Source organism: Enterococcus silesiacus, assembly GCF_001886225.1.
GTDB classification, from domain to species: domain Bacteria; phylum Bacillota; class Bacilli; order Lactobacillales; family Enterococcaceae; genus Enterococcus_L; species Enterococcus_L silesiacus.
Genome location: NZ_JXLC01000023.1, coordinates 48,022 through 70,431, shown reverse-complemented (window position 1 = coordinate 70,431; position 22,410 = coordinate 48,022). Strand labels below are relative to the sequence as shown.

The following is a 22,410-nucleotide window of genomic DNA, read 5'->3' as shown; positions in this document are numbered from 1 at the left end:
AACAATTTTCGTGAATTCCCTCTTATTTCTCAGAGTTAAACGCTCCTGTCCCAACCTCATCAAAAATCTTTACGATTAGCTTATACCAATTTCTGCTTTTACAACATCAGCGATTTTATCTACATAGTAATCAACTTTTTCTTGAGTTGGCGCTTCAGCCATTACACGTAATAATGGTTCAGTTCCAGAAGGACGAACTAAAATCCGACCGTCACCGTTCATTTCTGTCTCCATCAATTCAACCACTTCTTTGATTGCAGGAACATCCATTGCACCATGTTTGTCCGTCACTCGAATGTTTACTAGCTTTTGGGGATACACAGTCAACTCAGAAGCCAGTTCTGATAATTTTTTCCCCGTTTGTTTCATTACATTCAATAATTGAATACCAGAAAGCATTCCATCACCTGTTGTATTGTAATCTAAAAAGATCATATGACCGGATTGTTCTCCACCAAAATTATAATCATTTTTACGCATCTCTTCTACAACATAGCGGTCACCCACTTGAGTGATCACGTCTTTCATTCCAGCCGCTTCTACTGCTTTTCTGAAACCTAAATTACTCATAACTGTGGTTACGATCGTATCTTTTTTCAAGCGGTTCTTTTCAGCAAGATATTTAGCGCAGATAAACATAATTTTATCTCCATCAACAATATTGCCTAACTCATCGACCGCAATAATTCGATCCCCATCACCATCAAAAGCAAGTCCAGCATCAGCACCTTTTTCAACGACCATCTCGGCTAACTTCTCAGGATGAGTAGACCCAACACCATCGTTGATATTCAATCCATTTGGACTCGTTCCCATTGTATAGAAGTCTGTCTCCAAATCTGCAAACAAGCGATTAACTGAAGTTGCAGTAGCACCATTTGCAGCATCAATACAGACAGTTAACCCAGATAGATCACCTGGAATTGTTTGTACTAAGAATTGAGAATATTTTAATAACCCTTCTGGAAATTCATCCAGCGTGCCTAAGCCTTCAGCTGAAGGACGAGGTAAATTATCTTCTTCTGCATCTAATAATGCTTCAATCTCAAGCTCTTGATCATCAACTAATTTAAAACCATCTGAACCAAAGAATTTGATTCCGTTATCCTCTGCTGGATTATGAGAAGCAGAGATCATTACACCAGCTGACGCTTTTTGCAATCTTGTTAGATAGGCAACTCCCGGCGTTGAAATAACACCTAGTTGAAAGACTTCGATTCCAACAGAAAGTAGTCCTGAAATCAACGCCTGTTCCAATAATTGACCAGAAATACGTGTATCGCGGCCTACTAATACTCGCGGACGACGTGTAGAATCTTCATGCTGACTTAATACATACCCGCCAAAGCGGCCCAATTTAAATGCTAATTCTGGTGTTAACTCCTTATTTGCTATGCCTCTAACACCATCTGTTCCAAAATATTTACCCATTATAACTCTCCTTCTACTTACCAAAACAGTAGCAATTATTATTTGTGTTTTGCTTCCAAGAAATAATTGCTCGTCTTAGTCAATCAACTTAATTTGCAGGAACTGAACTAATTTCTTTTTCTATCTCATTTTCAACTGAGCTCTCACTACTAGTTGAGCTTGACGAACTTGATGTACTGGAGGAACTTGTCGTTTTTTCACTGGAGGGCTCTGGAGCTGGCAACACTTGACTTGTATCAGATGTTGTTGCACTTTGGCCGCTCGTTTGAGAAAAACTGGTATTGGTTCCTGCAAAAACTGGATTAATCGTCACTTCTACTTCCTCAGGCGAAACAATATATTCTGCGTTTGTCGGAATTTTTATTGTCCGTTTTGTTGATGATTTTACATTACTTACATCAATAGGCAATTCTATTGAATCGATTGCATCCAACACTGATTTTGTCCCTCTAATCTCAACTTTTTGAGTTGAAAGATTAAATGTATAATGATCAATATCAGCCGGTGGTGACCCAGTTGGACTAATAGTCAATCCAACCTCTTTTGAAGGTAACACTAAATCTACAACGACTTTTACTTGCGGCGCTGGATTTTCGATACTCAATACTTGTGCTTTATCATCTAGCGCTTGGACATTGACTGTTTGCTTGATCGTATCGGCAGATTGCTTGACGTTTGACAGCGGTGCAATGACACGAGTGATCGCTTTTGCAGTCTCTTCTCCAGTCGTAATTTCTACCGTTTTAGGACTCACAGCAACTTTTTTAACCTTATACCCTTCTGCTTCAATGGATTCTGGTAGCTGAGGTTCAACGTCAAATGTTTTTGTTACTTTATTTTCAACGGTGACAGTGATCGTTTTAGGTTCGATTTCAGCCGTTACAGCTGTGCTCAAGCCTTTAACTCTTAATTGAATTTCTGACGTTCCAAGCGGTGTTTTAGTCAAATCTGCCACCACTTGAAAATTTCTAGTATCCTCATTCGCTTCCAAATTCAATTGAATTCGATTCGCACTACTTAAATGTACATTAACCGTTTCTTCATAACCTGAAACAAAATACTTCGCTTGATCATACTCCACTTGAACCGGAATATTGTAAAGCATTTCGTCATACACTTGGTTTGTACCAGACATATTGGAAATATTCCCAGAAGCATTCGCATTGAAAAATAGTAGCAAGGCAAAAAGTAATGCTAATAATCCTGAGAACCAATTACTTTGTGAGGGCTTTTTCATTTCTTTTTCGCCCCTTTCGAAACACCTTCAAGAAAGTGCTGCAAAAGATTCTTTTTGTCTTTTCTTTCTTCGTTTGGTACTAATTCTGCTCTAAGAATTTTCAGATATTCTTCTTGTGTTAATCTAGGAATCAAATCGTTATTTAAGGTTAGACTGACATCACCTGTTTCTTCCGATACAATGATTGTCACAGCGTCACTGACTTCACTAATCCCAACGGCTGCTCTATGTCGGGTACCAAATTCTTTTGGAATCAAGTTGCTTTCTGACAATGGCAGATACGCACTTGCCACAGCGATCTTCCCTTGTTTCACGATTACCGCACCATCATGCAGGGGTGTATTAGGGATAAAAATATTGATCAGCAATTCTCCAGTAATATCGGCGTCTAACGATATACCTGTCTCAATGTATTCGTCTAATCCAGTATTTCTCTCTACTGTAATTAGCGCACCAATTTTTCGTTTTGACATATACTGAATCGCTTTATCAAAGGCGAGAATCATTTTCTCATCTTCTTGTTGCTCTGATCTTGTCGTTCGGAAAAATGAACTTCTACCGAGATGCTCTAAGCCTCGCCGGACTTCTGGCTGAAAAATAACGACTGCTGCGATTACACCATACATAATCACTTGATTCATCAACCAGGACAACGTATGCAGTCCAATAATTTCACTCAATATTCGGATGACAATAAAAACAGCGACCCCTTTTAACAGTTGGACAGCTTTTGTTCCTCTGACGAGCATGATTAATTTATAGACAAGATACCATACTACCAGAATATCTATAATATTGATAATATAATCACGGGACAAGAAATCAGATGAGATCAATTGCCGCCAATAATTCAAATCAAATAACTGATTAAGTTGAAAAGACATAATAAACCTCACTTCTCTCTGAAGATTTCTTAATAAGTATACCATAATATTTTATTCGATTACAGGACGGCGAGTGAAAGATAGAAAAAATTAGGAAATGGAAATAAAAGTGGCATACGCTTGATCAGAGCCTAAACGATATAAGAAAAAATAGGAACGTAAGCTTTCCACGGCTAGTTTTTCGTTATCGCCGAAGGGTCTAACATATGCAACTGGATTAATAAAAAGGAAGAATAAAGGCTATCCTTTACTCTTCCTTTTTAGGTTTACTATTCTGATCGTTCACGTTTAGCTGCTCGTTCTGCTCTTTTGGCTGCTCTTCTGGCTTCAGCTTCTGGATCAACGATTCGTTCTTTTTTTACACGAGGTGTTTTTTCAGTAACAGCTTCATCCGTTGTTTTTTCTAATTTCGCTCGGATTTTTTCTTCTTGTCCTGTCATTCGTGCATAATTATAAAAACGATTCTTCGCATCATTCACAGTTTTCTCAAATAATTTGCCTGCAAAGCCAGGCTGAGTAGATTCCAATGATGAAAAACGAACTTGTTTGCGCATAAAGTTAGTCATCTCGTCAAAATTTGGTTTTTTGTAGTCTAAAGTCATAGGATTTTTACCTACTTCTCTCAACTCTGGATTGTAGCGATACAATGACCAATAACCAGAATTAACGGCTTCTTTAGCTTCCTCTAACGTTTTGCTCATACCACCTGCTAACCCATGTGTAATACATGGTGTATACGCGATAATGATTGATGGTCCTTGGAAACGTTCTGCTTCTTCGAAGGCTTTGATCGTCTGCATTTGGTTAGCACCAGATGCGATTTGAGCCACATAAACATTACCATAGGTCATCGCCATCATGCCTAGATCTTTTTTAGAAACGTATTTTCCGCTGGCAGAAAATTTGGCAATTGCAGAAGCAGGTGTCGCTTTAGAGGTTTGTCCACCAGTATTAGAATAGACTTCATTGTCTAACACCAACATATTGACATCAGCACCACTGGCAAGAACATGATCGATCCCGCCATAACCGATATCATATGCCCAACCATCTCCACCAATCATCCATTGGCTATTTTTTACAAATAAATCATTATCTGCATAAATCGCTTCTAATAATGGTTGATTTGTTTTTTCATCAAGCAAGGCAGCTTTTAGTTTAGCCGCACGTTGTTGTGTCCCTTCACCCGAGTGCATATGGTTGATCCAGTCTTCCATTAATAATTTTAATTCAGGAGAAGCAACGTTCATCGCTTCACTCATCTTCATCGCTAAATGTTCACGTCGTGTCTGACTAGCTAATAGCATGCCGTAACCAAATTCTGCATTATCTTCTAACAAGGAGTTAGACCAAGCGGGTCCTTGTCCTTGGTCATTCGTTGTATAGGGCGCAACTGGTGCGGCACCACCCCAGATAGACGAACAACCTGTAGCATTTGCGATCATCATGCGATCACCAAACATTTGGGTTAGTAATTTGACATAAGGGGTTTCTCCACAACCAGAGCAAGCGCCTGAAAATTCTAGTAACGGTTTGTTAAATTGTGTTCCTAAAACAGTATTAGGTTTTGCTGGATTTTCTTTTTGTTTCAAGGTCATAGAAAAAGCCCAGTTCATTGCTTGTTCTTTTTGTTCTTCATAAGGTTTCATGACTAACGCTTTGCCTTTAGCAGGACACGCATCCACACAAAGACCACAGCCCGTGCAATCTTCTACAGAAACTTGAATACGGTATTTTAGCCCATCAGCACCACGCATTTCTCTTACGATATAGCCGGCTGGCGCTTCTTCCATTTCTTCATCGTCTGCTAAAAATGGTCGAATTGCCGCATGAGGGCAAACAAACGCACATTCATTACACATTGTACAGCGATCACTATTCCATTCTGGCACTTCTACTGCAATACCTCGTTTTTCCACAGCGGTAGTTCCAAGTGGCATTCGACCGTCTGTCATGTCATTTTTGATGAACGCGCTAACTGCAAGATCATTTCCCTCTTGGCGATTGATTGGTTCTACGATTTCATGAACATAATCCGTCACATTCTCTTTACGGACTTTTGGTTTTACTTCAACCGTTTTCCAACTAGTTGGCACTTCAACTTTATGCAAAAGTTCAACTGTGCGTTCGATTGCCTGAACATTCTTTTCAACAACTGACATTGATTTTCTGGCATAACTTTTGAAAGCTTCTTCTTTTAAGATAGGTAAAACTTCATCAAAGGGCATGATATCCGCTAATTTGAAAAAGGCTGTTTCCATCGCAGTATTGATTCGCCCACCTAAACCAACTTCACTGGCCAATTTAACGGCATTGATTGTATAAAAATGAATCTCATTTTCAGCTAAATAACGTTTTAGTTTGCTTGGTAAGAAACGTTCTAATTGCTCGTCATTCCAAACCGTATTAAGCAAGAATGTCCCACCTTTTTTCAAGCCTTTAACCAAATCATAGGTATTTAAGTAGGCGGCTGTATGACACGCAACAAAATCTGCATGTTCAATCAAATAAGTCGAGCGGATCGGTGTTTCACCAAAACGTAAATGAGAAACCGTTAATCCACCAGACTTTTTCGAATCGTAGTAAAAGAATCCCTGCGCATATTTATCGGTGTGATCGCCGATAATCTTGATAGCTGATTTATTGGCACCGACTGTTCCATCAGAACCAAAGCCCCAAAATTTTGCTTGATAGGTTTTGGGATTGGTTAAATCTAAAGCTTCTCCACAATCAAGAGAGGTGTAGGTTACATCATCGACAATTCCAATTGTAAAGCGCGATTTAGCCGCTTTTTTATCTTTGAGCAATTCATCATAAATCGCTACGATTTGATTTGGCAGTACGTCTTTTGAGCCTAAACCATAACGTCCACCGATAATCATTGGACGCAAATCAGACTCGTACATTGCACTTTGAACATCTAACAGTAACGGTTCACCACCAGCACCTGGTTCTTTGGTACGATCCATCACGCCAATGGCTTTGACTGTTTTGGGCATTTTTTCTAAAAAGCGTTCAAGTGGAAATGGACGATACAAATGGATATTTAAATAACCGACTTTTCTGCCTTGTTTTGTTAAATAATCAATTGTTTGTTCAATTGCTTGAGCCGCTGATCCCATTGAAACAATCACTTCTTCAGCATCTTCTGCACCGTAATAAGTAACTAAATCATAATTAGTCCCTCTCAGTTCATTAATGTCATCCATATATTTTTTTACAATAGCCGGTATTTGTTCATAATAACTATTGATCGTTTCACGTTGTTGGAAATGGATATCTGGATTTTGATTGGTTCCACTTACAGAAGGATGATTTGGGTTCATACTTCGATTGCGGAAGTTAGCTAATTTTTCTTGATCTAATAATGGTGCTAATTCTTCATAGTCCAATACTTCGATTTTTTGAATTTCATGACTTGTCCGAAAGCCATCAAAAAAGTTGATAAACGGAACACTTGACTCAATGGATGCCAAGTGTGCCACAGCAGATAAATCCATCACTTCTTGCACACTGCTTTCACAAAGCATAGCAAAACCAGTCTGACGCGCAGCCATCACATCTCCGTGGTCACCAAAAATATTCAACGCATTGGTTGTTACGGCACGACTAGCCACATGAAAGACTGAGGGAAGCAGTTCTCCAGCAATTTTATACATGTTGGGAATCATCAATAATAGTCCTTGAGAAGCAGTATATGTAGTAGTTAATGCACCAGTTTTCAGTGATCCATGGACAACACCTGCAGCACCGGCCTCAGATTGCATTTCAACGATTTTTACAGGTTGTCCAAAAATATTTTGTTTGCCCTCAGCTGACCATTGATCGACTAGTTCAGCCATTGTTGAGCTTGGTGTAATTGGATAAATAGCGGCTAATTCAGTAAACGCATATGAGATGTATGCAGCAGCTGTATTTCCATCCATCGTCTTCATTTTTCGCATTATAATATTCATCATCCTTCTATAATAAAGTAGAATAGTTGCACGCATATTCCTCTTCATTATAACGGAATCTAGTCAAATTTGAAACAGTTTGTGAAAATATTTCACAAACTTATTAATTATTCTGCTTTCTCTCCTTTGAATCTTGAAACTTTTTTGTGAAAAATAAAAAAAGATCATCAGGTAGTCAGGACTTCATCCCTTCCTTTTAACCTGTGATCTATTCCTTAACCCTTCTTCTCTTTTTATATCTTAGCCCTTTTTCCGACAATCTTCTAACCAACTGATAAAACCAGTTATCCGTGGGTGAGCGCCAAATTTTTTTAAGTTCGTTTCGTTTATGTGTATCAAAATATCTAGGCGGGTTGCCGTCTAATTTATGATGTGTCTGATGCGGATCCTCTCTAGGTCGATTGCCATAGTTAAAAGATTCACCATTTACGATTGCACTTTCAAAGTAATCACTTGATTCATTTGACGTTTTCCACTGGGTTAAAAGCTGCCCTTGCTCATCCAAAATAAATTCACTATGATAATCTCCTGATAAAATTTTGCGATAAAAACCTCGGTTTCTGATTTTCTTTACAAGACCTTTAACACTAAGAGTTCCAGTCCCTTCGCAAAGATCCTCCGTCAAAATATCCCCCACTAAACGAGCACGGTTATGATATTGCGGATCAGCATAAAACCAATTATTTCTGAGAATCATTTTGATTGCTACTTCATCATTTTTTAAGCCATAGCTTTTCTTATAATTTTCTACATAGTCAATATTAGCTTTATCTAAGTGATTCCTGAATTGGTGAATTTTTGTTTCAGCAACGTATTTTTGTTTGATGGCTGTCTTCGTTCGTTTTTTATCTGCCTTTGCTATGATCAAGCCATTAGGATAGGCGCGTTGAACGGCTTCTGAGTAGCTAGCTAAAAAAAATGATCCTGGCGGCATTTGAGGACAAAATTGATACTCTGATGGGCCAAAATATAAATCACCATTTTCATCTAACTCACCACCTAAATGATTGATTACCAACATCGTCTTTTCTCGGTCTAAAAGCTGACTTTTTACAAACATTTGCGTATAAATAGTAGAACCAACTAAAAAAGCCCTTTGAAAATGTTTCTTTGCCTCTTCACGGTCTCTTTCTTTGTGTTCATTCAAGTGATTTATGTATACAACAAGAGCGGCTTCATCCCACCCTTGTTGCTGAAGTATTCGGATCTGATCTAAAATAGTTTCTCTATATGATATAAATTCAGTTGCAGTCATCTTTTCTGATTTTGCGATTTTTTCAAGGATAGCTGAACGTACTTGTATTTCTTCCATTTCGTTTCTCCTTAGCGTTCGTTTAAATTCTACTATACCTGCTTTTTTATTAAATAAACACTAATTTGAACAAATCAAAAAATTGGTTACTGCATTTTACGCATGAACCTCATAGCTTTTTCTACTTTTTTCTAAAACAAATGATGGTTTTGCCTCTTTATTTTTATGGGCCTCTCGATGCTCTTGTAAATGCTCTGGACGTTTCAGCCAATTTTGGAAATCTTTTTTACTTTCCCACTTAGAAACTAGCATAAACTCACATGTATCCTTATCTTCTGTATACCAACATTCACTTGATATACAACCCGAAAATTCTAACATCGAAGCCACATCCTTAGTTGTTTTAGCTTCAAACATTTCTTTGCCTTCTTTTTTTATACTAAACGTAACAGTTTGAACGATCATGCTTATCTCTCCTTTTCAATTTTAAATGATAATGATTCTCACTTAGAATTATAGCACAGTTCTTTCCCACTGGCTGAACTATATTTTGGCTATTGACAGACAACTTACTGTGTAATACACTGTAGGTACAAATCACTGCTGTGCAATACACAGTAAAGGAGTGAGTCAATGGATATTGAAGATTGGAAGTCACAGCTAAAAAGAGGCTCCTTAGAACTATGTATTCTTACCCTTCTAAAAAACAGAGCCTATTATGGATATGAATTAATCGCTTTACTAAGTAATTGGGAGATTATCGCTGCAAAAGAGAACACCATGTACCCTCTCTTGAGAAGGTTAACAAAGGAAGGTTTTTTAGAAAGCTATTGGGAAACAACGGCCAATGGTTCTCGTAGAAAATACTATAAAATTACACCATTGGGCAGACAATATTTAGAAGCAATGACCACCCAATGGCAATTTTTAAAAATTGCTATCACTGATATTCAACAATATGAGGAGGAAAACAAATGAAAAATGAAACGGATTCATATCTTTTAACTGTAGCAACTCATTTAGATAAGCTTACCGTTACAGAAAAAAATGATATTTTAGAGGAGATCAGTGGTCATATTGAAGACTCCTTGAACGCTGGTGTAAGTGAAGCTGAAATTTTAAAAAATCTTGGTGATCCAGCCTCACTTGCAAGGTCTTTTGTCGGGACAAACTTATTAAAAAATCCAACGTTCAATTTAAAACAGATCCTTAAAATAATCACTTTTTATGCAAAAACAGGATTTTCAGGAATGGTGATTGTTCCTTTCCTTTCTATTATGTCGTTTGCTCTATACATTTTCGCTTTGTTTGCTGTGATAGCGGGTGCAATTATAACTGTTGCTGCTTTCTTTGGAGTTCAACTACCTTTCGTTCTTAATTTGGGCTTCTGGTCAGCTCCACCAATTGCAGCTTTTCCGATTACTGCAGTGTTTGGTCTTAGTTTCTACCTATTGAGTAAATATTTATGGCGTACGTTAAAAAAATATTTAGTACAAATTTCTAAACAGCATCAAAAAATTGCACAAGGATAAAACAATAAAAAAACTTAAAATATGCGTCTAGAAATAAGCAAAATCCTATGAAATACATTTTTTCAAATGTTGATTTCATAGGATTTTTTCTAAAAAATAATTTATGCTCGGTCACTTACAAGTACTAATATAATTCTAAATATTGTTCTCTTTCCCATTCAGAAACTGTTTGACGGAAAGCTGCCCATTCCATCCGTTTCGCTTCAACGAAGTTTGCATAAATATGGTCACCTAAAGCTGCAATCATCACGTCATCTTTACGCAATTCTTTAATTGCGTTATGGATCGTTGAAGGTAAATCGTGGATTTGCGCTTCTTTTCGTTCTTCTTCATTCATCACATAAATATTACGGTCAACCGCTTCAGGTGGAACAATCTCATTTTTAATTCCATTTAGACCAGCTTGTAAAAGTACAGCCATTGTTAAGTATGGATTGGCAGAAGGATCCACTGAACGTAATTCTAAACGAGTCGATAGCCCACGTGATTCAGGAACACGTACCAATGGCGAACGATTGCGTCCGCTCCATGCCACGTAAACTGGTGCTTCATAGCCTGGCACCAAGCGTTTATATGAATTAACCGTTGGATTACAAACAGCTGTATACGCTCGAGCATGTTTTAATAGGCCACCAAGGAAATAATAAGCTGTTTGACTTAACTGCATTGGTCCTTTTTCATCATAAAAGACATTTTCGTCGCCTTTGAATAGTGACATATTACAATGCATACCTGATCCGCTGATACCATATAATGGTTTTGGCATAAATGTCGCATGTAATCCATGTTTTCTGGCAATTGTTTTAACGACTAGTTTAAATGTTTGGATATTATCACACGCTTCAATAACATCTGCGTATTTAAAGTCGATCTCATGTTGACCGGGTGCTACTTCATGATGAGATGCTTCCACTTCAAACCCTAGACTTTCTAGTTCAAGCACAATATCTCGACGGCAGTTTTCACCAAGATCGGTTGGTGCAAAATCAAAATAACCCCCTCGGTCATTTAGATCTGTCGTGATTTTACCATCTTCATCCAATTTGAATAAGAAGAACTCTGGCTCAGGCCCAAGATTGAAAGAGGTAAAACCTAGCGCTTCCATATCTGCCAATGCCCGTTTTAAATTACCGCGAGGATCTCCAGCGAAAGGCGTTCCATCTGGATTATAGATATCACAAATCAGACGAGCAACTTTCCCGTGAGTGCTCTCCCATGGAAAAATCATCCACGTGGATACGTCTGGGTATAAATACATGTCACTTTCTTCGATTCTCACAAAACCTTCAATAGAAGACCCATCAAACATCATTTTGTTGCTTAACACTTTGTCTAATTGGCTCACTGGAACTTCCACATTTTTGATTGTTCCCATAATGTCTGTAAACATTAATCGTAAAAATCGAACATTTTCTTCATCGGCAATTCGTTTGATATCTTCTACTGTTGTGTTTTGTTTTTTCGTCATTGTATCCTTCACGTCCTTCATTTTTTTGTGTAAAGCTCAACTGTTACAGTTTTGGTCCTCTGGATTGGAATGGATTTTGTTGAGTAAGCCCGCCTTGAGAAATAAGTTCATCATATAAAATTTTTCGAACATCTTCATCGGTCAACGGTTTGTTTGATTCTTGCGCATGCATTTGTTCTTCCAGTTTCATTTCGTAGACGCGCTTGATCCCCGCCATGTTTAGACCATCTGACAAATAATCTTTGATTTCCAATAAAACATCAATGTCATTTAGTGAATACATCCGTCGGTTTCCTTCGCTTCTTTCAGGATGAATCAAATCCTGTTCTTCATAATAACGGATTTGACGTGCTGATAAATCTGTTAATTTCATAACTGTACCAATTGGAAAAACGGACATCGATCTTCTCAGTTCTTTCTCTCTCATCTCCACCCCCCTCTCTTAGTTTAAAAGCATAGTAGGCTCGTTCAGTTTCGACAGAAAAATAGGAAAATAAGTTGGTGGCATTTTTTTCCGCAGACAGATTTTGTCTTTTTTCCGAGAAACTAGCCTACGCAGCTAGATAGATTAGGTATAGGATATCAATACTTTTTTCTGTTGTCAATAATTTATGTTAGGTTTTCTGACATAAAACTAAATAATTTTAGAAAAAGCCTATATACAAGAGATTTTTCTGCGATTTATTTACAGTTAAATAAGCAATAGGGTCTAAGATATAACTCAAGGAGTTATATCTTAGACCCTAAAAACCGAATAAACGGTGGTTAAAAAAACAGTTCTTTAAAAAGACCTATTAAAATCATTGCTTTCTATTTTTTATAAGCGAAAAACTTACATCTAGACTTCTCGCCTAATCAATCATTCTAATAAATGAAATCTGTCTAACATGGAATTGTTCAGCTGAATAAAGGTTTACGTACCAATCAACACCAAATTAGGTCATTCCTCCATTTTTTATCCATAACCATACCAAAAAAAAACTCTATATTTTCACCTCAGTATGTTCTGATCAATTTAAAAAGAGCACTGAAAGTAAGTTTATTACGGGTATAAAACAAGCATACAGCAATAGTCGGTTATTTTTGTTTGAGTTACTGCTTGCTATCGCTTGCTGATATAGTATGAATAAAATAAATAGTAGAAAAATCGATGAACACATAAATACTCTAGCACCAGATGCAAACATCGTTGGCGAAAACCACAACAACACTGAAGACAATAAAGCGGCACCATAGCTTAAACCGATAAATATTTTTTGTTTAGCAACCGATAGGGATAAACCGATAATCAAGCCAAAGAATAAGCTCCATAACAGATAAGGTACAACAGCATTCAAAACAGATCCACTCAGCACTTTACCTGCTTTAAGCTGACTGATCCAGTTGTTCTCGTTTATTAGTCTAAAATTCGTAAATTTATTTGGGAAGTTGTATAGCAATAATGCTAAAATCACCGCATAACCTGTCGTTATTTTAGCTAGTAATTTTGAAGAATCAACGACCAATGACAGCACCATGATCACGATAAACAGTAACATCAATTTTGTCTGCCAACCTTCAAACAGCCATGAGCTTCCTCTTAATACTCTAGAGGGCAGTGATAACTCATTGAAATCTGGCATCCACATCTCAATTTCCTGTTGCATCCGCAGCTTGTTTCCAGGGGCTAAAAGCATGACCGTAAATCCCGTAACAAAAAAGGTAGTCGGAATATACAGAAAATAATTCTCTTTTCTTCTCATAAACACTATCGTACCATGATAAACTAAAACAACACCGATAACACAAACAAGCAACTGTTCATTTGAACATGAGAATAGCAATGCTGGTAATAAATAAAGCCAAACCGACGTTTTCTTATTTCTAAAAAAATTATCTGCATACGGAATCATAGCAAATAAACCTAATGCTAAAGGCCATAAATAATTAATTGCTCCAGTGATCCAAAAAAGCGAGTCTTTCATAACCCAAATATTGATAAAGCCCAGTGATAAAAAAGCGACTAAAAAATTCTTTCGACTAACTGTGCCTACAAAAATACGTACTAAAGAATAACTATATAACAACCAAGCACAGGCACTGATTAAATGATGGACAAGTAAAGGAACTAAAAAGATCAAGTACAACATCGCTTCTGGAAATAATCTGGCAGACCAATTATGATAACGCCATTGAAGAAAGCCAAAAAAACTATACTCACTAGGCATCTTCATAAACCAACCATCATCTGTACTCAGATCCACATTAAAATTCAAAAGATACACTACTGCCACTAGAAACAAACCAATATAAAATAAATAATTTCTTTTATTATTTTCAAAAATTTTTTTCAAATCAAAATACCCTTACCCTCTCATTTTTTTAGTATATCATTACACAAGTTAAATGACTATCCTAAATAAGCAAATAACTGAGTCAAAAACCCTCAACATAGGGTCTTCAACTCAGTTATATAATATATGATTATATTGTTTTATTTAAGGTTTTGCAAAGAAATATATCGTTATTTATTCTTCTAGCTCTCGCGTCCATTTTGAATTTTTCTTAGCAAATCCTTTCACATGATATGCATTTTTCTCTTCTTCAAAGGTTTCCGATAAAAGTAATGTTCGTCGCGTCAATTCACTTAATTGTTGTCCTTGATTTGAAGGGATATCAAATTCATATGGAACAAGCAACTCCATCATTTTTTCTCTGACAGCTTTCGTTAGCTGCTCTTTTCCTACCGTACTTTTAGCTGAAACCAACACATTAGGAAATAGCGTCGGTACAAATTCAGTTTCATCAACTTGATCGCTTTTATTGTAAACGGTTAAAACGGGAATCTGCTCTAAATCTAACCCTTCGAGTAATTCCACTACCGTTTGTTCATGCTGCAAACGTTCATAAGCACTCGCGTCGACCACATGTAGCAATAAATCCATCCCTCGGCTTTCCTCTAGCGTTGACTGGAAGGCTTCGATCAGTTGCGTTGGCAGATCCTGAATAAATCCTACAGTATCTGTCAATGTGACAATCATTCCTTGCGGCAGCTGCCATTTTTTTGTTAACGGATCTAAGGTCGCAAATAATTGATCTTCTGAATAGGCTCCTGCAGTTGTCAGCAAATTTAAGATCGTTGATTTCCCTGCATTTGTATAGCCAATCAAGCCAATTTGAAACAGATCAGATGAGTGACGTTTTTGTCTACTACGTTCGCGATGAGCTGTCACTTCTTTTAGTTCACGCTTGATTGCGATAATCTTATCGCGGATATGCCGCCGATCTGATTCAAGTTTCGTTTCTCCAGGGCCTCTTGTACCAATTCCTCCACCTAAACGGGACAATTGTTTCCCTTGTCCAACCAATCGAGGCAGTAAATAATTCAATTGAGCCAATTCTACTTGTAGCTTGCCTTCTTTGGAACGAGCCCGCATCGCAAAAATATCTAAGATCAACTGTACTCGATCGATCACTTTTACTCCTACAGCTTCAACAATCAGCTGATTCTGTCTTGGCGTCAATTCATGGTTGAAAATAACGATATCTACTTCATAAGCATCAACTAATTGTATTAGTTCTTCTACTTTCCCTTTACCAATCACCGTTTGTGAATCCACTCGGGGGCGTTTTTGAGTTAAGCTAAAGACAACCTCTCCCTGAGCCGTTTTTGTTAAATTTTTCAATTCTTTCATGGATCCTTCAAATCGAGGATAATTTTCCTCTGTCTCTACTCCTACTAAAATGACCTTTTCTGCTATTTTCCCCATTTTTTATCCTTCCGAAGAATCCAGCCAATCCGCTATTTGTCTTTCTAATTTTACAATAGCAGTCGGTTCTTGTACTAAATCCCACCAGCTGGTATTCATGCGATTTCTAAACCAGGTCAATTGCCTTTTCGCATATCTTCTTGAATTTTGCTTTACTTGTTCCGTTGCTTCGTCTAACGTTGCATTTCCTTCAAAATAAGGAAAAAATTCTTTATACCCGATTCCTTGAACCGATTGTTGTGTTTGATCTTTATAAAGAAGTTCTGCTTCTGTTAATAATCCTTGTTCCAGCATCGTATCTACACGAGTATTGATGCGATCATAAAGCAACTTTCGATCAGTTTCTAGACCAATCAAGAAATAATCATATAACGGTTTCGGTTTTTCTTTAGGTGTTAAAATACTAAAACCTGTTTTATCAAACACTTCCAAAGCTCGAACGACTTTTTTTTGATTATTGAAATGAATATTTTCCGCTGCCTTTGGATCTTTTTTCTGAAGTAGTTCCCATAGTTTTTGATTGCCATATGTTTCAGCAAACTCTTGGTACTGTACTCGTAATTCCATCGATTCATCCTCAGAGCCTAAGGTAAAATCATAAAGCAAAGCTTGGACATAGAGGCCAGTACCGCCTACAACGATCGGTAGCTTCCCCTTCGCTGTAATCGAATTAATTGCCTGACGTCCTTCTTTTTGAAAATCGGCTGCCGAGTATGTTTCGGATAATTCCCGACAATCGATCAAATGATGCACAACTCCTGCACGCTCTTTTTCAGTAGCTTTTGCTGTCCCAATATCTAAATGTTTATAGACTTGCATTGAATCGCCGCTGATGATTTCTCCGTTTAATTTTTTGGCCAGCTCAATACTTAAAGCCGTTTTCCCAACCGCCGTAGGTCCTACAATTACTAATACTTTTTCCAATCTTTTCATCCTTTATTTTGTATCAATTTTCGGATTTGTAATGCTTTTTCAGGAAAATCTGTATGAATCCCTGCTAAATGAAGCATAAAACATAGCTTCATCTGTTCTTCCTCATTGACAGTCCAAGGCCGAATCGCCTTAGGAAAATCGACTACGTCTTCCAAACGTTCAAACACCCAATCGATTTTAGGGTGGATACCATCAATGAATTCTGTTTGAAGAGCTTTCTTTTCATCTTCTTTTGATAGCCTAAACACTGAAGCAATCTCTTGATTTTTTTCTATTTCCCAAATTTTTTCCAAACTTTTAAAATAAAAGCTTGAATACATATACTCAAAAGGCCAGTGCTGTGACTTCATGAGCTGAACAATCAGGTGTTCGATCCCTTCATAGTGAATTTTATCTGTTTTGATCTCAATATTCAATAGACCTTTAAAGTTTTCATTTTTGAGCAACAATAAAACTTCTTTTAACGTCGGGATTTCCTGAAACATTGGATTCTCTTCAAACCAGTTTCCGGCATCCAACTGCTTTAGTTCTGCTAAGGTTAAACGGCCTACTTCTCCGTGACCATTCGTAGTCCGATCAATCGTTTCATCATGGATCACAATCAGTTGATTGTCTTTTGATAATTGCACATCCAACTCAATTCCATCAGAACCAACACGAACGGCTTCTTTAAATGCTGCTAAGGTATTTTCCGGATGAGTTCCTTTACTGCCTCGGTGGGCGATTATTTTTGTCACAACGCTCCCTCCAATCGAAACTATTGTATCATTCATAAGAATGAGTATCAAACAATTAAAAGGAATATATTCGTTCAAAAAAACAGACGAGAAACAATCATCTCGCCTGTTATAATAATTTATTGGATTAATCAGATTTAGCTATCAGAACCCTTTTTACCAAAGTTACTAAGTTCATAAGAAACATACTTTTCAAGTCCAGACTTGATATCATACTTAGGTTGATAGCCAACAGCTTTTACTTTAGCAATATCAGCAAGAGAATGCTTGATATCTCCAGAACGTTCGTCTTCGTATTGAATCGGTAACTTCACTTCTAAAAAGCTATCTATCGTAGAAACTAATTCATTCAAGCCAATCGCTTCACCAGTACCGATATTATAAACTTCCCCTAATGTATCTTGTGAATTTGCAATAAGATTCAGTGCTTGAACAACATCTTCGATAAAAACAAAATCTCTTGATTGTGTCCCATCCCCAAACAAAGTGAACATAGATTGTTCATTATTTAATAGTTTCTTATAACGATCCATCATAATCGATATAACACCAGAATACGGTGATTCAGGATTTTGCTTAGGTCCGTAAACATTAAAGAAGCGTACCGCACTTGTCGGAACATCATACAAATGATAGTAATCCACCACATATTTTTCTGCAGCAAATTTATCAATTGCATATGGTGTTAATGGTCTGATGATAGATTCTTCTTGTTTTGGTAAAGTAGGTTCATCGCCATACACTGCCGCAGATGAGGAGAATACTAAACGTTTTAATTCTTTTTGATATTTTTTTATCAATTCTAATAATTGTAAAACACTATCAAAATTAACTTCATGGGTTGCCAACGGTCTTTCTACTGAATCAGCCACACTAGCAACTGCAGCCAAATGAAAAATATAATCGAACTGATTATCTATAAGTATGTTTTGCATTAATTGTTTATTAGTAACGCTTCCTTTGACAAACTCAATGTTTTTAGAACTCGTCAAATTTTGTTTATTCCCCATGGACAAGTCATCCACAACGATAACGTTATGATTTTCACTATAATAATTGGCTAGTGTAGATCCAATGAATCCAGCACCGCCTGTAATAAGTATCTTGCTCATACTTCCACTTCCATTCACTTATTCAAAGAATTCTAATTCTACATAAGTATTAATATTTGATTATCAAGATTTATAAAAATGATATGTCTCTTCCAATGTTTTTATGCCATAAGCCTGAGGAACGCCTGAATCTAAAAAATCGCATCCTGGGGCTCCTTCCTCTGTTAAATATTCCTTGTTAAGCCATTTTTGACTCCATAAAATAATTTTATCAGCCTCTGGAGTAGCAGTTCCCGTAATCAAGCCAAACCCTTTAATGATTAATAAACCAAACGGAAGATCTTCTGTAAAATACCTCGATGCAAAATCTGGGACAAATGTTTGATTGGAAACTTTTTTCATTGGGGATAGAATATTCTTAAATGATGAAATACTTTTTATTTTATTCGTCATTGTCTCAACTGTTGGTGATTCATAATGTTCACGAATAGTCTTGATAGTTGATAATTCTAAATCTGGCATAGCTAAGATAATAGTTCTTAATTCTTTATCTAAAGCAATTAGACTTTCAGATGAATCCAAAGTCCAATCTCTGTAGAAATAAGGAACTCTAGAATAAGTGATGTTTGAATTATATTCTTTAAACATACTATATATTCTAGAAGTATGTAAAATAGCGTTAGAAGGCGTCAAAGAAACTTCTAAATAATTGTTCAACGGATGAACTGGTAATTGTAAGAGATCTTCCAAAATTTTCGCAACAGCAACTGTTTCTTTTTTAGGGATTACAGCTACATTAACAGACTCTTTTTTGGAAAACTCGACTGAATGGTTTTTTTCAATTAATCGAGCAATATAAGGAACCCTGTCTAAGCCAAAAAACACGTGCTTTTGTGTAAATAATTGTTTAGTTATGTACTCAGCTCCACCACTTCCTGGAACAACACCAAAGAGAACCGGTTTTGTTAGAAAACCTGAAACCATTTTAACAAATGACTCCAGCATAAAGGATGGGTAAGTAACAATAATCATGTCAACATCTTCAACTGCAACACCTAAATCATCTGTAATTAAATCAATTGAAGTTTGTATTTCCTTAGCTGAATCCATTTCATTTAGCCTAAATGGACAGTTCTTACCTAAATGCACAGAAGTAAATACGCGAACATCATGGCCGCCTAAAGAAAGCATCCCAGCTATTGCACTTCCAATATTTCCAAAGCCAACAATACAAATTTTCATGATTTTACCTCCAAGATTATTGATATTTATTCATAAGTAAAAAAGAAGGAAACTTTGGATAAACCCAAGTAGATTTTGGTGGTAAGACTGTATCGTTTTTAGCTGCTTCAATAAATTCTTTTTTAGAAAGAGCATGTGTTTCCAATATAACATCTTGTTCAGAAAATGTTTTGGAATTTCTTAGCATTTCTTCTGATATATATTGAATCTCTCCCTGATCAAAACTACGAAAAGCTTGGGAAATGATTTGAGTGTTTAGTCGATAAATATCATTATTCCAAAAAGCGTCTGATGCTAAATCAATTAAACGAATCAAATAATGATCACTACCTCTCGACATCCTAACATGTCCTTTGGGTAAAACTGAATCAGCCGTTACTTTTTCCAAATCAAATTTCTTACTTAAAAACTCTAAAGCATGCAAATACATCTCATCAGGTACCTCTTCCAATAAACGATGAATCGGTAAAATATCCAAGTAATCGAAACTCATAATACAAGCAAAAACAGTTTGTTTAAAGTTTGACAATGAGGTTGTATACAATCTATGATGCCCATCGCCGATAAACAGCTGCTCCAAATCCTGATACAGTGAAAGAAGTTGAGCAGCTGCTTCTCCTTGATAAATGAATAAGTGATAATCTTTAACAGCATGATGTTTATCTGGTTCATTTGCTTTAACAAAACCTTCCAGATCAATTAAACTTTCATGTCCTAATAAAACCGGAGCGGCTTCACCGTTATATCCGTGAAAATTACTGAGCATTCCTTGGACCGTTGAAGGAAGAACTAATTCATGACTTTTAACGTTGCCTTTAATATACTCCTCTTTTGGAAGATTAGCGATCAATCCCCATTTCTCTTTGTTTTTAAAAACAACAATAGAATCAGAGAGCTCCACAATTTTTTGACTATTCAAAAAATCTTTCTCCTCTTGATTTAAAAATAAAGTTCGTTCATCAAATTTAACACTCCCCTCTGAGAGTTGGACTAAATTGATGAATTCTGAGTCGTAAATATGTCCACTAGTATTCAAATAGCTAGTTTGCATAGGTAACAATAAAACCATAATTTCCGTTCTCCTTTATAGATCTACTTTCTAGTAATTCAATATACGTTTCAAAGCTTCAACGATTTTTTTATTTTCATCACTTTTCTTCACTGCAATTCTTACGTATTCTCCATCAAAGCCATCTTTTCCAGACAAATCCTTGATAAAGATTTTGTCTTGATCTAATAAAATTGTAGCCAATTCCCTAGCGCTTACGCTACCTGTAAGGCGACAAGTAAAATAGTTGGCTTGTGAATCAATCACTTCAAAATCTGAAACTTCAGCCATTGCCATATGAAAATCTTTACGGATTTTATAAAATAAATCTAATGCTGATTGATAGTCTTTTTTATATTTTTCGAAAATTTGTAAGAAGAACTCTCCGAATGAGTTAATATTCCAAATCGAAACATCTGATTTAATGTAACTGACTAATGATTCATCACTCGTCATCAAGAAACCTAAACGTACACCGGGAACACCAAATGATTTGGAGATACTTTTTATAATAATTAAATTAGTGTGTTCCATCAAAATATCTCGATCAATTAAAGAAGGAACCTCTTCAAAATCGACAAAATCATTAAATGATTCATCCAAGATTATAGTTATTTCATGTACTTTTGCCCATTCTAATAATGTGATGACATCTGATTTTGGAATATAATTTCCAGTAGGATTATCTGGATTTATTAAAACTAAATAATCAATCGGATTTTCTGAATAAAAATCCATAATATCAGTTGCTGTATATTGGAAATTTTTATCTTTAGGATAATACTTAACAATTTGATCTTTAGTTAGGCGATTTGGATATTCTTCAAAAGTTGGTGCAATAATTCCATATTTCCCGCCATTTTTTTCCATCAAAGACTTAATCAATTCTGCAGCACCATTTCCAACTACTACATGCTTCTCCGGAACATTATAATATTTTCCTACTAATGATGAATTCACTTTAAGACCGGATGGATAATCAATGATCAAACGTTCCATGTTTGATTTCATTTCATCAACCATTCTTTTAGGTGGATAAAACGGATTAACTAGATAACAAAAATCAATTACTTTTGGATATCTCCAATAGCCACCATATCTTTGTTGAAACGCATCTAATTTTTTTGATGGCGTCGTATTAAAAAGAGAGCTGGCAACATCTAAATCTTGTAAATCATCGATTTCATACCAAGGAACATCTTCAATGTCTAATGCTTTAACCAAAGTAGCATCAAACTGAGTAATTGTCTTTAACGTCGTCTCATAATACTCGTTTTTCCCAAAGGCACTCATTTGGGCTTCTAAAAATGGAAAATAAATAGATTTTGAAAATTCTTTACTAAATTTGTAAATATTAACGGTTTTGTAGTAGCTTCTTGTTTCGTTAAAATTAAAACGTTTCTTATCAATAAAGTCTGTAATATTGTTATTTTCATCAATTTTTACAACTGTACCATCCATCCAAGATTCAAATTTTGAAACCACTGCTAGATTTTTAAAATCAGAAGCGATGACTTCATCAAGAAGCTGATCTGCAAAAATCAAGTCTGATTCTAGCAGAATTGTATCTTCTTGACACATTAATTCTTTAGCCAGGTAAACGGAATAAATATTGTTTGTTTTATCATAATCATGGTTTGTTACGAATACGACTGGTGTCTTTATTTGGATTGATTTTACATACTCTTCCATAACATCATATTTATATCCATCTACAATCACAATTCTTTCTAAATCCAGATTATCTAATTGACGTAACATTCTTTCTATTAAAGACTTTCCATTAACTTCAACCATACTTTTGGTAGTATTTTTTGTATACTCTTTCATTCTGCTTCCTAATCCAGCAGCTAAAATGAGACCTTGCATGTTTATCCCTCCTATGATCT

Annotated in this window: 18 protein-coding genes; 2 read left to right on the top strand and 16 right to left on the bottom strand. The window is 36.2% G+C overall.

Translation table 11 applies throughout. The features are described 5' to 3' along the window. Positions 1–75: 75 nt before the first annotated feature. The 6 genes from glmM to RV15_RS14200 form a co-directional block, all read right to left on the bottom strand. Positions 76–1,431 carry a phosphoglucosamine mutase gene (gene glmM, locus RV15_RS14225; protein WP_071878678.1) on the bottom strand — a complete coding sequence of 452 codons (1,356 nt, stop codon included), beginning with the start codon at positions 1,429–1,431 and terminating at the stop codon, positions 76–78. Positions 1,432–1,519: 88 nt separating this feature from the next. After that, a complete protein-coding gene (locus RV15_RS14220; RefSeq protein ID WP_071878677.1) occupies positions 1,520–2,668 on the bottom strand; it encodes a CdaR family protein in 1,149 nt (382 codons plus the stop codon). Then, a complete protein-coding gene (cdaA, locus tag RV15_RS14215) occupies positions 2,665–3,552 on the bottom strand; it encodes a diadenylate cyclase CdaA (RefSeq protein ID WP_071878676.1) in 888 nt (295 codons plus the stop codon). Before cdaA ends, RV15_RS14220 begins: the two co-directional genes overlap by 4 nt. A 269-nt stretch (positions 3,553–3,821) precedes the next feature. Beyond that, entirely contained in the window at positions 3,822–7,496 is a 3,675-nt protein-coding gene (gene nifJ, locus RV15_RS14210) for a pyruvate:ferredoxin (flavodoxin) oxidoreductase (protein WP_139243043.1), read from the bottom strand. A 220-nt stretch (positions 7,497–7,716) separates the two neighbouring features. Then, complete coding sequence (locus RV15_RS14205) at positions 7,717–8,820, bottom strand: DUF3114 domain-containing protein (RefSeq protein ID WP_245791386.1); 1,104 nt, start codon at positions 8,818–8,820, stop codon at positions 7,717–7,719. 96 nt (positions 8,821–8,916) lie between these two features. Beyond that, positions 8,917–9,225 (bottom strand): antibiotic biosynthesis monooxygenase family protein, encoded by a 309-nt coding sequence (locus RV15_RS14200; protein WP_071878674.1) that lies wholly within the window; start codon positions 9,223–9,225, stop codon positions 8,917–8,919. Positions 9,226–9,393: 168 nt separating this feature from the next. Here RV15_RS14200 and RV15_RS14195 point away from each other — a divergent pair, with 168 nt between their 5' ends. Further along, complete coding sequence (locus RV15_RS14195; RefSeq protein WP_071878673.1) at positions 9,394–9,738, top strand: PadR family transcriptional regulator; 345 nt, start codon at positions 9,394–9,396, stop codon at positions 9,736–9,738. Further along, the gene (locus RV15_RS14190; RefSeq protein ID WP_071878672.1) at positions 9,735–10,292 is read left to right on the top strand and encodes a DUF1700 domain-containing protein; all 558 of its coding nucleotides are present in this window, start codon (positions 9,735–9,737) and stop codon (positions 10,290–10,292) included. The genes RV15_RS14195 and RV15_RS14190 overlap by 4 nt, the downstream gene beginning before the upstream one ends. A 124-nt stretch (positions 10,293–10,416) precedes the next feature. Here the strand turns inward: RV15_RS14190 and glnA are convergent, their stop codons facing one another. The 10 genes from glnA to RV15_RS14140 form a co-directional block, all read right to left on the bottom strand. After that, positions 10,417–11,760 (bottom strand): type I glutamate--ammonia ligase, encoded by a 1,344-nt coding sequence (glnA, locus tag RV15_RS14185; protein WP_071878671.1) that lies wholly within the window; start codon positions 11,758–11,760, stop codon positions 10,417–10,419. A gap of 43 nt (positions 11,761–11,803) precedes the next feature. Further along, the gene (locus tag RV15_RS14180) at positions 11,804–12,187 is read right to left on the bottom strand and encodes a MerR family transcriptional regulator (RefSeq protein WP_010764139.1); all 384 of its coding nucleotides are present in this window, start codon (positions 12,185–12,187) and stop codon (positions 11,804–11,806) included. A gap of 583 nt (positions 12,188–12,770) precedes the next feature. After that, positions 12,771–14,093 (bottom strand): DUF6056 family protein, encoded by a 1,323-nt coding sequence (locus RV15_RS14175; protein WP_071878670.1) that lies wholly within the window; start codon positions 14,091–14,093, stop codon positions 12,771–12,773. Positions 14,094–14,267: 174 nt separating this feature from the next. Then, a complete protein-coding gene (hflX, locus tag RV15_RS14170) occupies positions 14,268–15,509 on the bottom strand; it encodes a GTPase HflX (RefSeq protein ID WP_071878669.1) in 1,242 nt (413 codons plus the stop codon). A gap of 3 nt (positions 15,510–15,512) precedes the next feature. Next, a complete protein-coding gene (miaA, locus tag RV15_RS14165) occupies positions 15,513–16,433 on the bottom strand; it encodes a tRNA (adenosine(37)-N6)-dimethylallyltransferase MiaA (protein ID WP_071878668.1) in 921 nt (306 codons plus the stop codon). Positions 16,434–16,438: 5 nt separating this feature from the next. After that, positions 16,439–17,179: a glycerophosphodiester phosphodiesterase gene (locus tag RV15_RS14160; protein WP_071878667.1), complete on the bottom strand. Its 741-nt coding sequence runs from the start codon at positions 17,177–17,179 to the stop codon at positions 16,439–16,441. 137 nt (positions 17,180–17,316) lie between these two features. Then, on the bottom strand, positions 17,317–18,291 hold the full coding sequence (locus RV15_RS14155; RefSeq protein WP_071878666.1) for an NAD-dependent epimerase/dehydratase family protein: 975 nt from the start codon (positions 18,289–18,291) through the stop codon (positions 17,317–17,319). A gap of 63 nt (positions 18,292–18,354) precedes the next feature. Next, entirely contained in the window at positions 18,355–19,473 is a 1,119-nt protein-coding gene (locus tag RV15_RS14150; protein WP_071878665.1) for an NAD/NADP-dependent octopine/nopaline dehydrogenase family protein, read from the bottom strand. 16 nt (positions 19,474–19,489) lie between these two features. Continuing rightward, on the bottom strand, positions 19,490–20,542 hold the full coding sequence (locus tag RV15_RS14145) for a DUF1015 family protein (RefSeq protein WP_071878664.1): 1,053 nt from the start codon (positions 20,540–20,542) through the stop codon (positions 19,490–19,492). A gap of 30 nt (positions 20,543–20,572) precedes the next feature. Then, positions 20,573–22,390 carry an aminotransferase class I/II-fold pyridoxal phosphate-dependent enzyme gene (locus tag RV15_RS14140; protein ID WP_071878663.1) on the bottom strand — a complete coding sequence of 606 codons (1,818 nt, stop codon included), beginning with the start codon at positions 22,388–22,390 and terminating at the stop codon, positions 20,573–20,575. Positions 22,391–22,410: the final 20 nt, after the last annotated feature.

Excerpts from the sequence above, each read along its gene's own strand:
- RV15_RS14140 (WP_071878663.1), bottom strand. The coding sequence starts at position 22,390 with ATGCAAGGTCTCATTTTAGCTGCTGGATTAGGAAGCAGAATGAAAGAG.
- glnA (WP_071878671.1), bottom strand. The coding sequence starts at position 11,760 with ATGACGAAAAAACAAAACACAACAGTAGAAGATATCAAACGAATTGCC.
- RV15_RS14180 (WP_010764139.1), bottom strand. The coding sequence starts at position 12,187 with ATGAGAGAGAAAGAACTGAGAAGATCGATGTCCGTTTTTCCAATTGGT.
- hflX (WP_071878669.1), bottom strand. The coding sequence starts at position 15,509 with ATGGGGAAAATAGCAGAAAAGGTCATTTTAGTAGGAGTAGAGACAGAG.
- RV15_RS14205 (WP_245791386.1), bottom strand. The coding sequence starts at position 8,820 with ATGGAAGAAATACAAGTACGTTCAGCTATCCTTGAAAAAATCGCAAAA.
- RV15_RS14190 (WP_071878672.1), top strand. The coding sequence starts at position 9,735 with ATGAAAAATGAAACGGATTCATATCTTTTAACTGTAGCAACTCATTTA.
- cdaA (WP_071878676.1), bottom strand. The coding sequence starts at position 3,552 with ATGTCTTTTCAACTTAATCAGTTATTTGATTTGAATTATTGGCGGCAA.
- glmM (WP_071878678.1), bottom strand. The coding sequence starts at position 1,431 with ATGGGTAAATATTTTGGAACAGATGGTGTTAGAGGCATAGCAAATAAG.
- RV15_RS14150 (WP_071878665.1), bottom strand. The coding sequence starts at position 19,473 with ATGAAAATTTGTATTGTTGGCTTTGGAAATATTGGAAGTGCAATAGCT.
- RV15_RS14220 (WP_071878677.1), bottom strand. The coding sequence starts at position 2,668 with ATGAAAAAGCCCTCACAAAGTAATTGGTTCTCAGGATTATTAGCATTA.
- nifJ (WP_139243043.1), bottom strand. The coding sequence starts at position 7,496 with ATGCGAAAAATGAAGACGATGGATGGAAATACAGCTGCTGCATACATC.
- RV15_RS14155 (WP_071878666.1), bottom strand. The coding sequence starts at position 18,291 with ATGAGCAAGATACTTATTACAGGCGGTGCTGGATTCATTGGATCTACA.
- RV15_RS14200 (WP_071878674.1), bottom strand. The coding sequence starts at position 9,225 with ATGATCGTTCAAACTGTTACGTTTAGTATAAAAAAAGAAGGCAAAGAA.
- RV15_RS14145 (WP_071878664.1), bottom strand. The coding sequence starts at position 20,542 with ATGGTTTTATTGTTACCTATGCAAACTAGCTATTTGAATACTAGTGGA.
- RV15_RS14195 (WP_071878673.1), top strand. The coding sequence starts at position 9,394 with ATGGATATTGAAGATTGGAAGTCACAGCTAAAAAGAGGCTCCTTAGAA.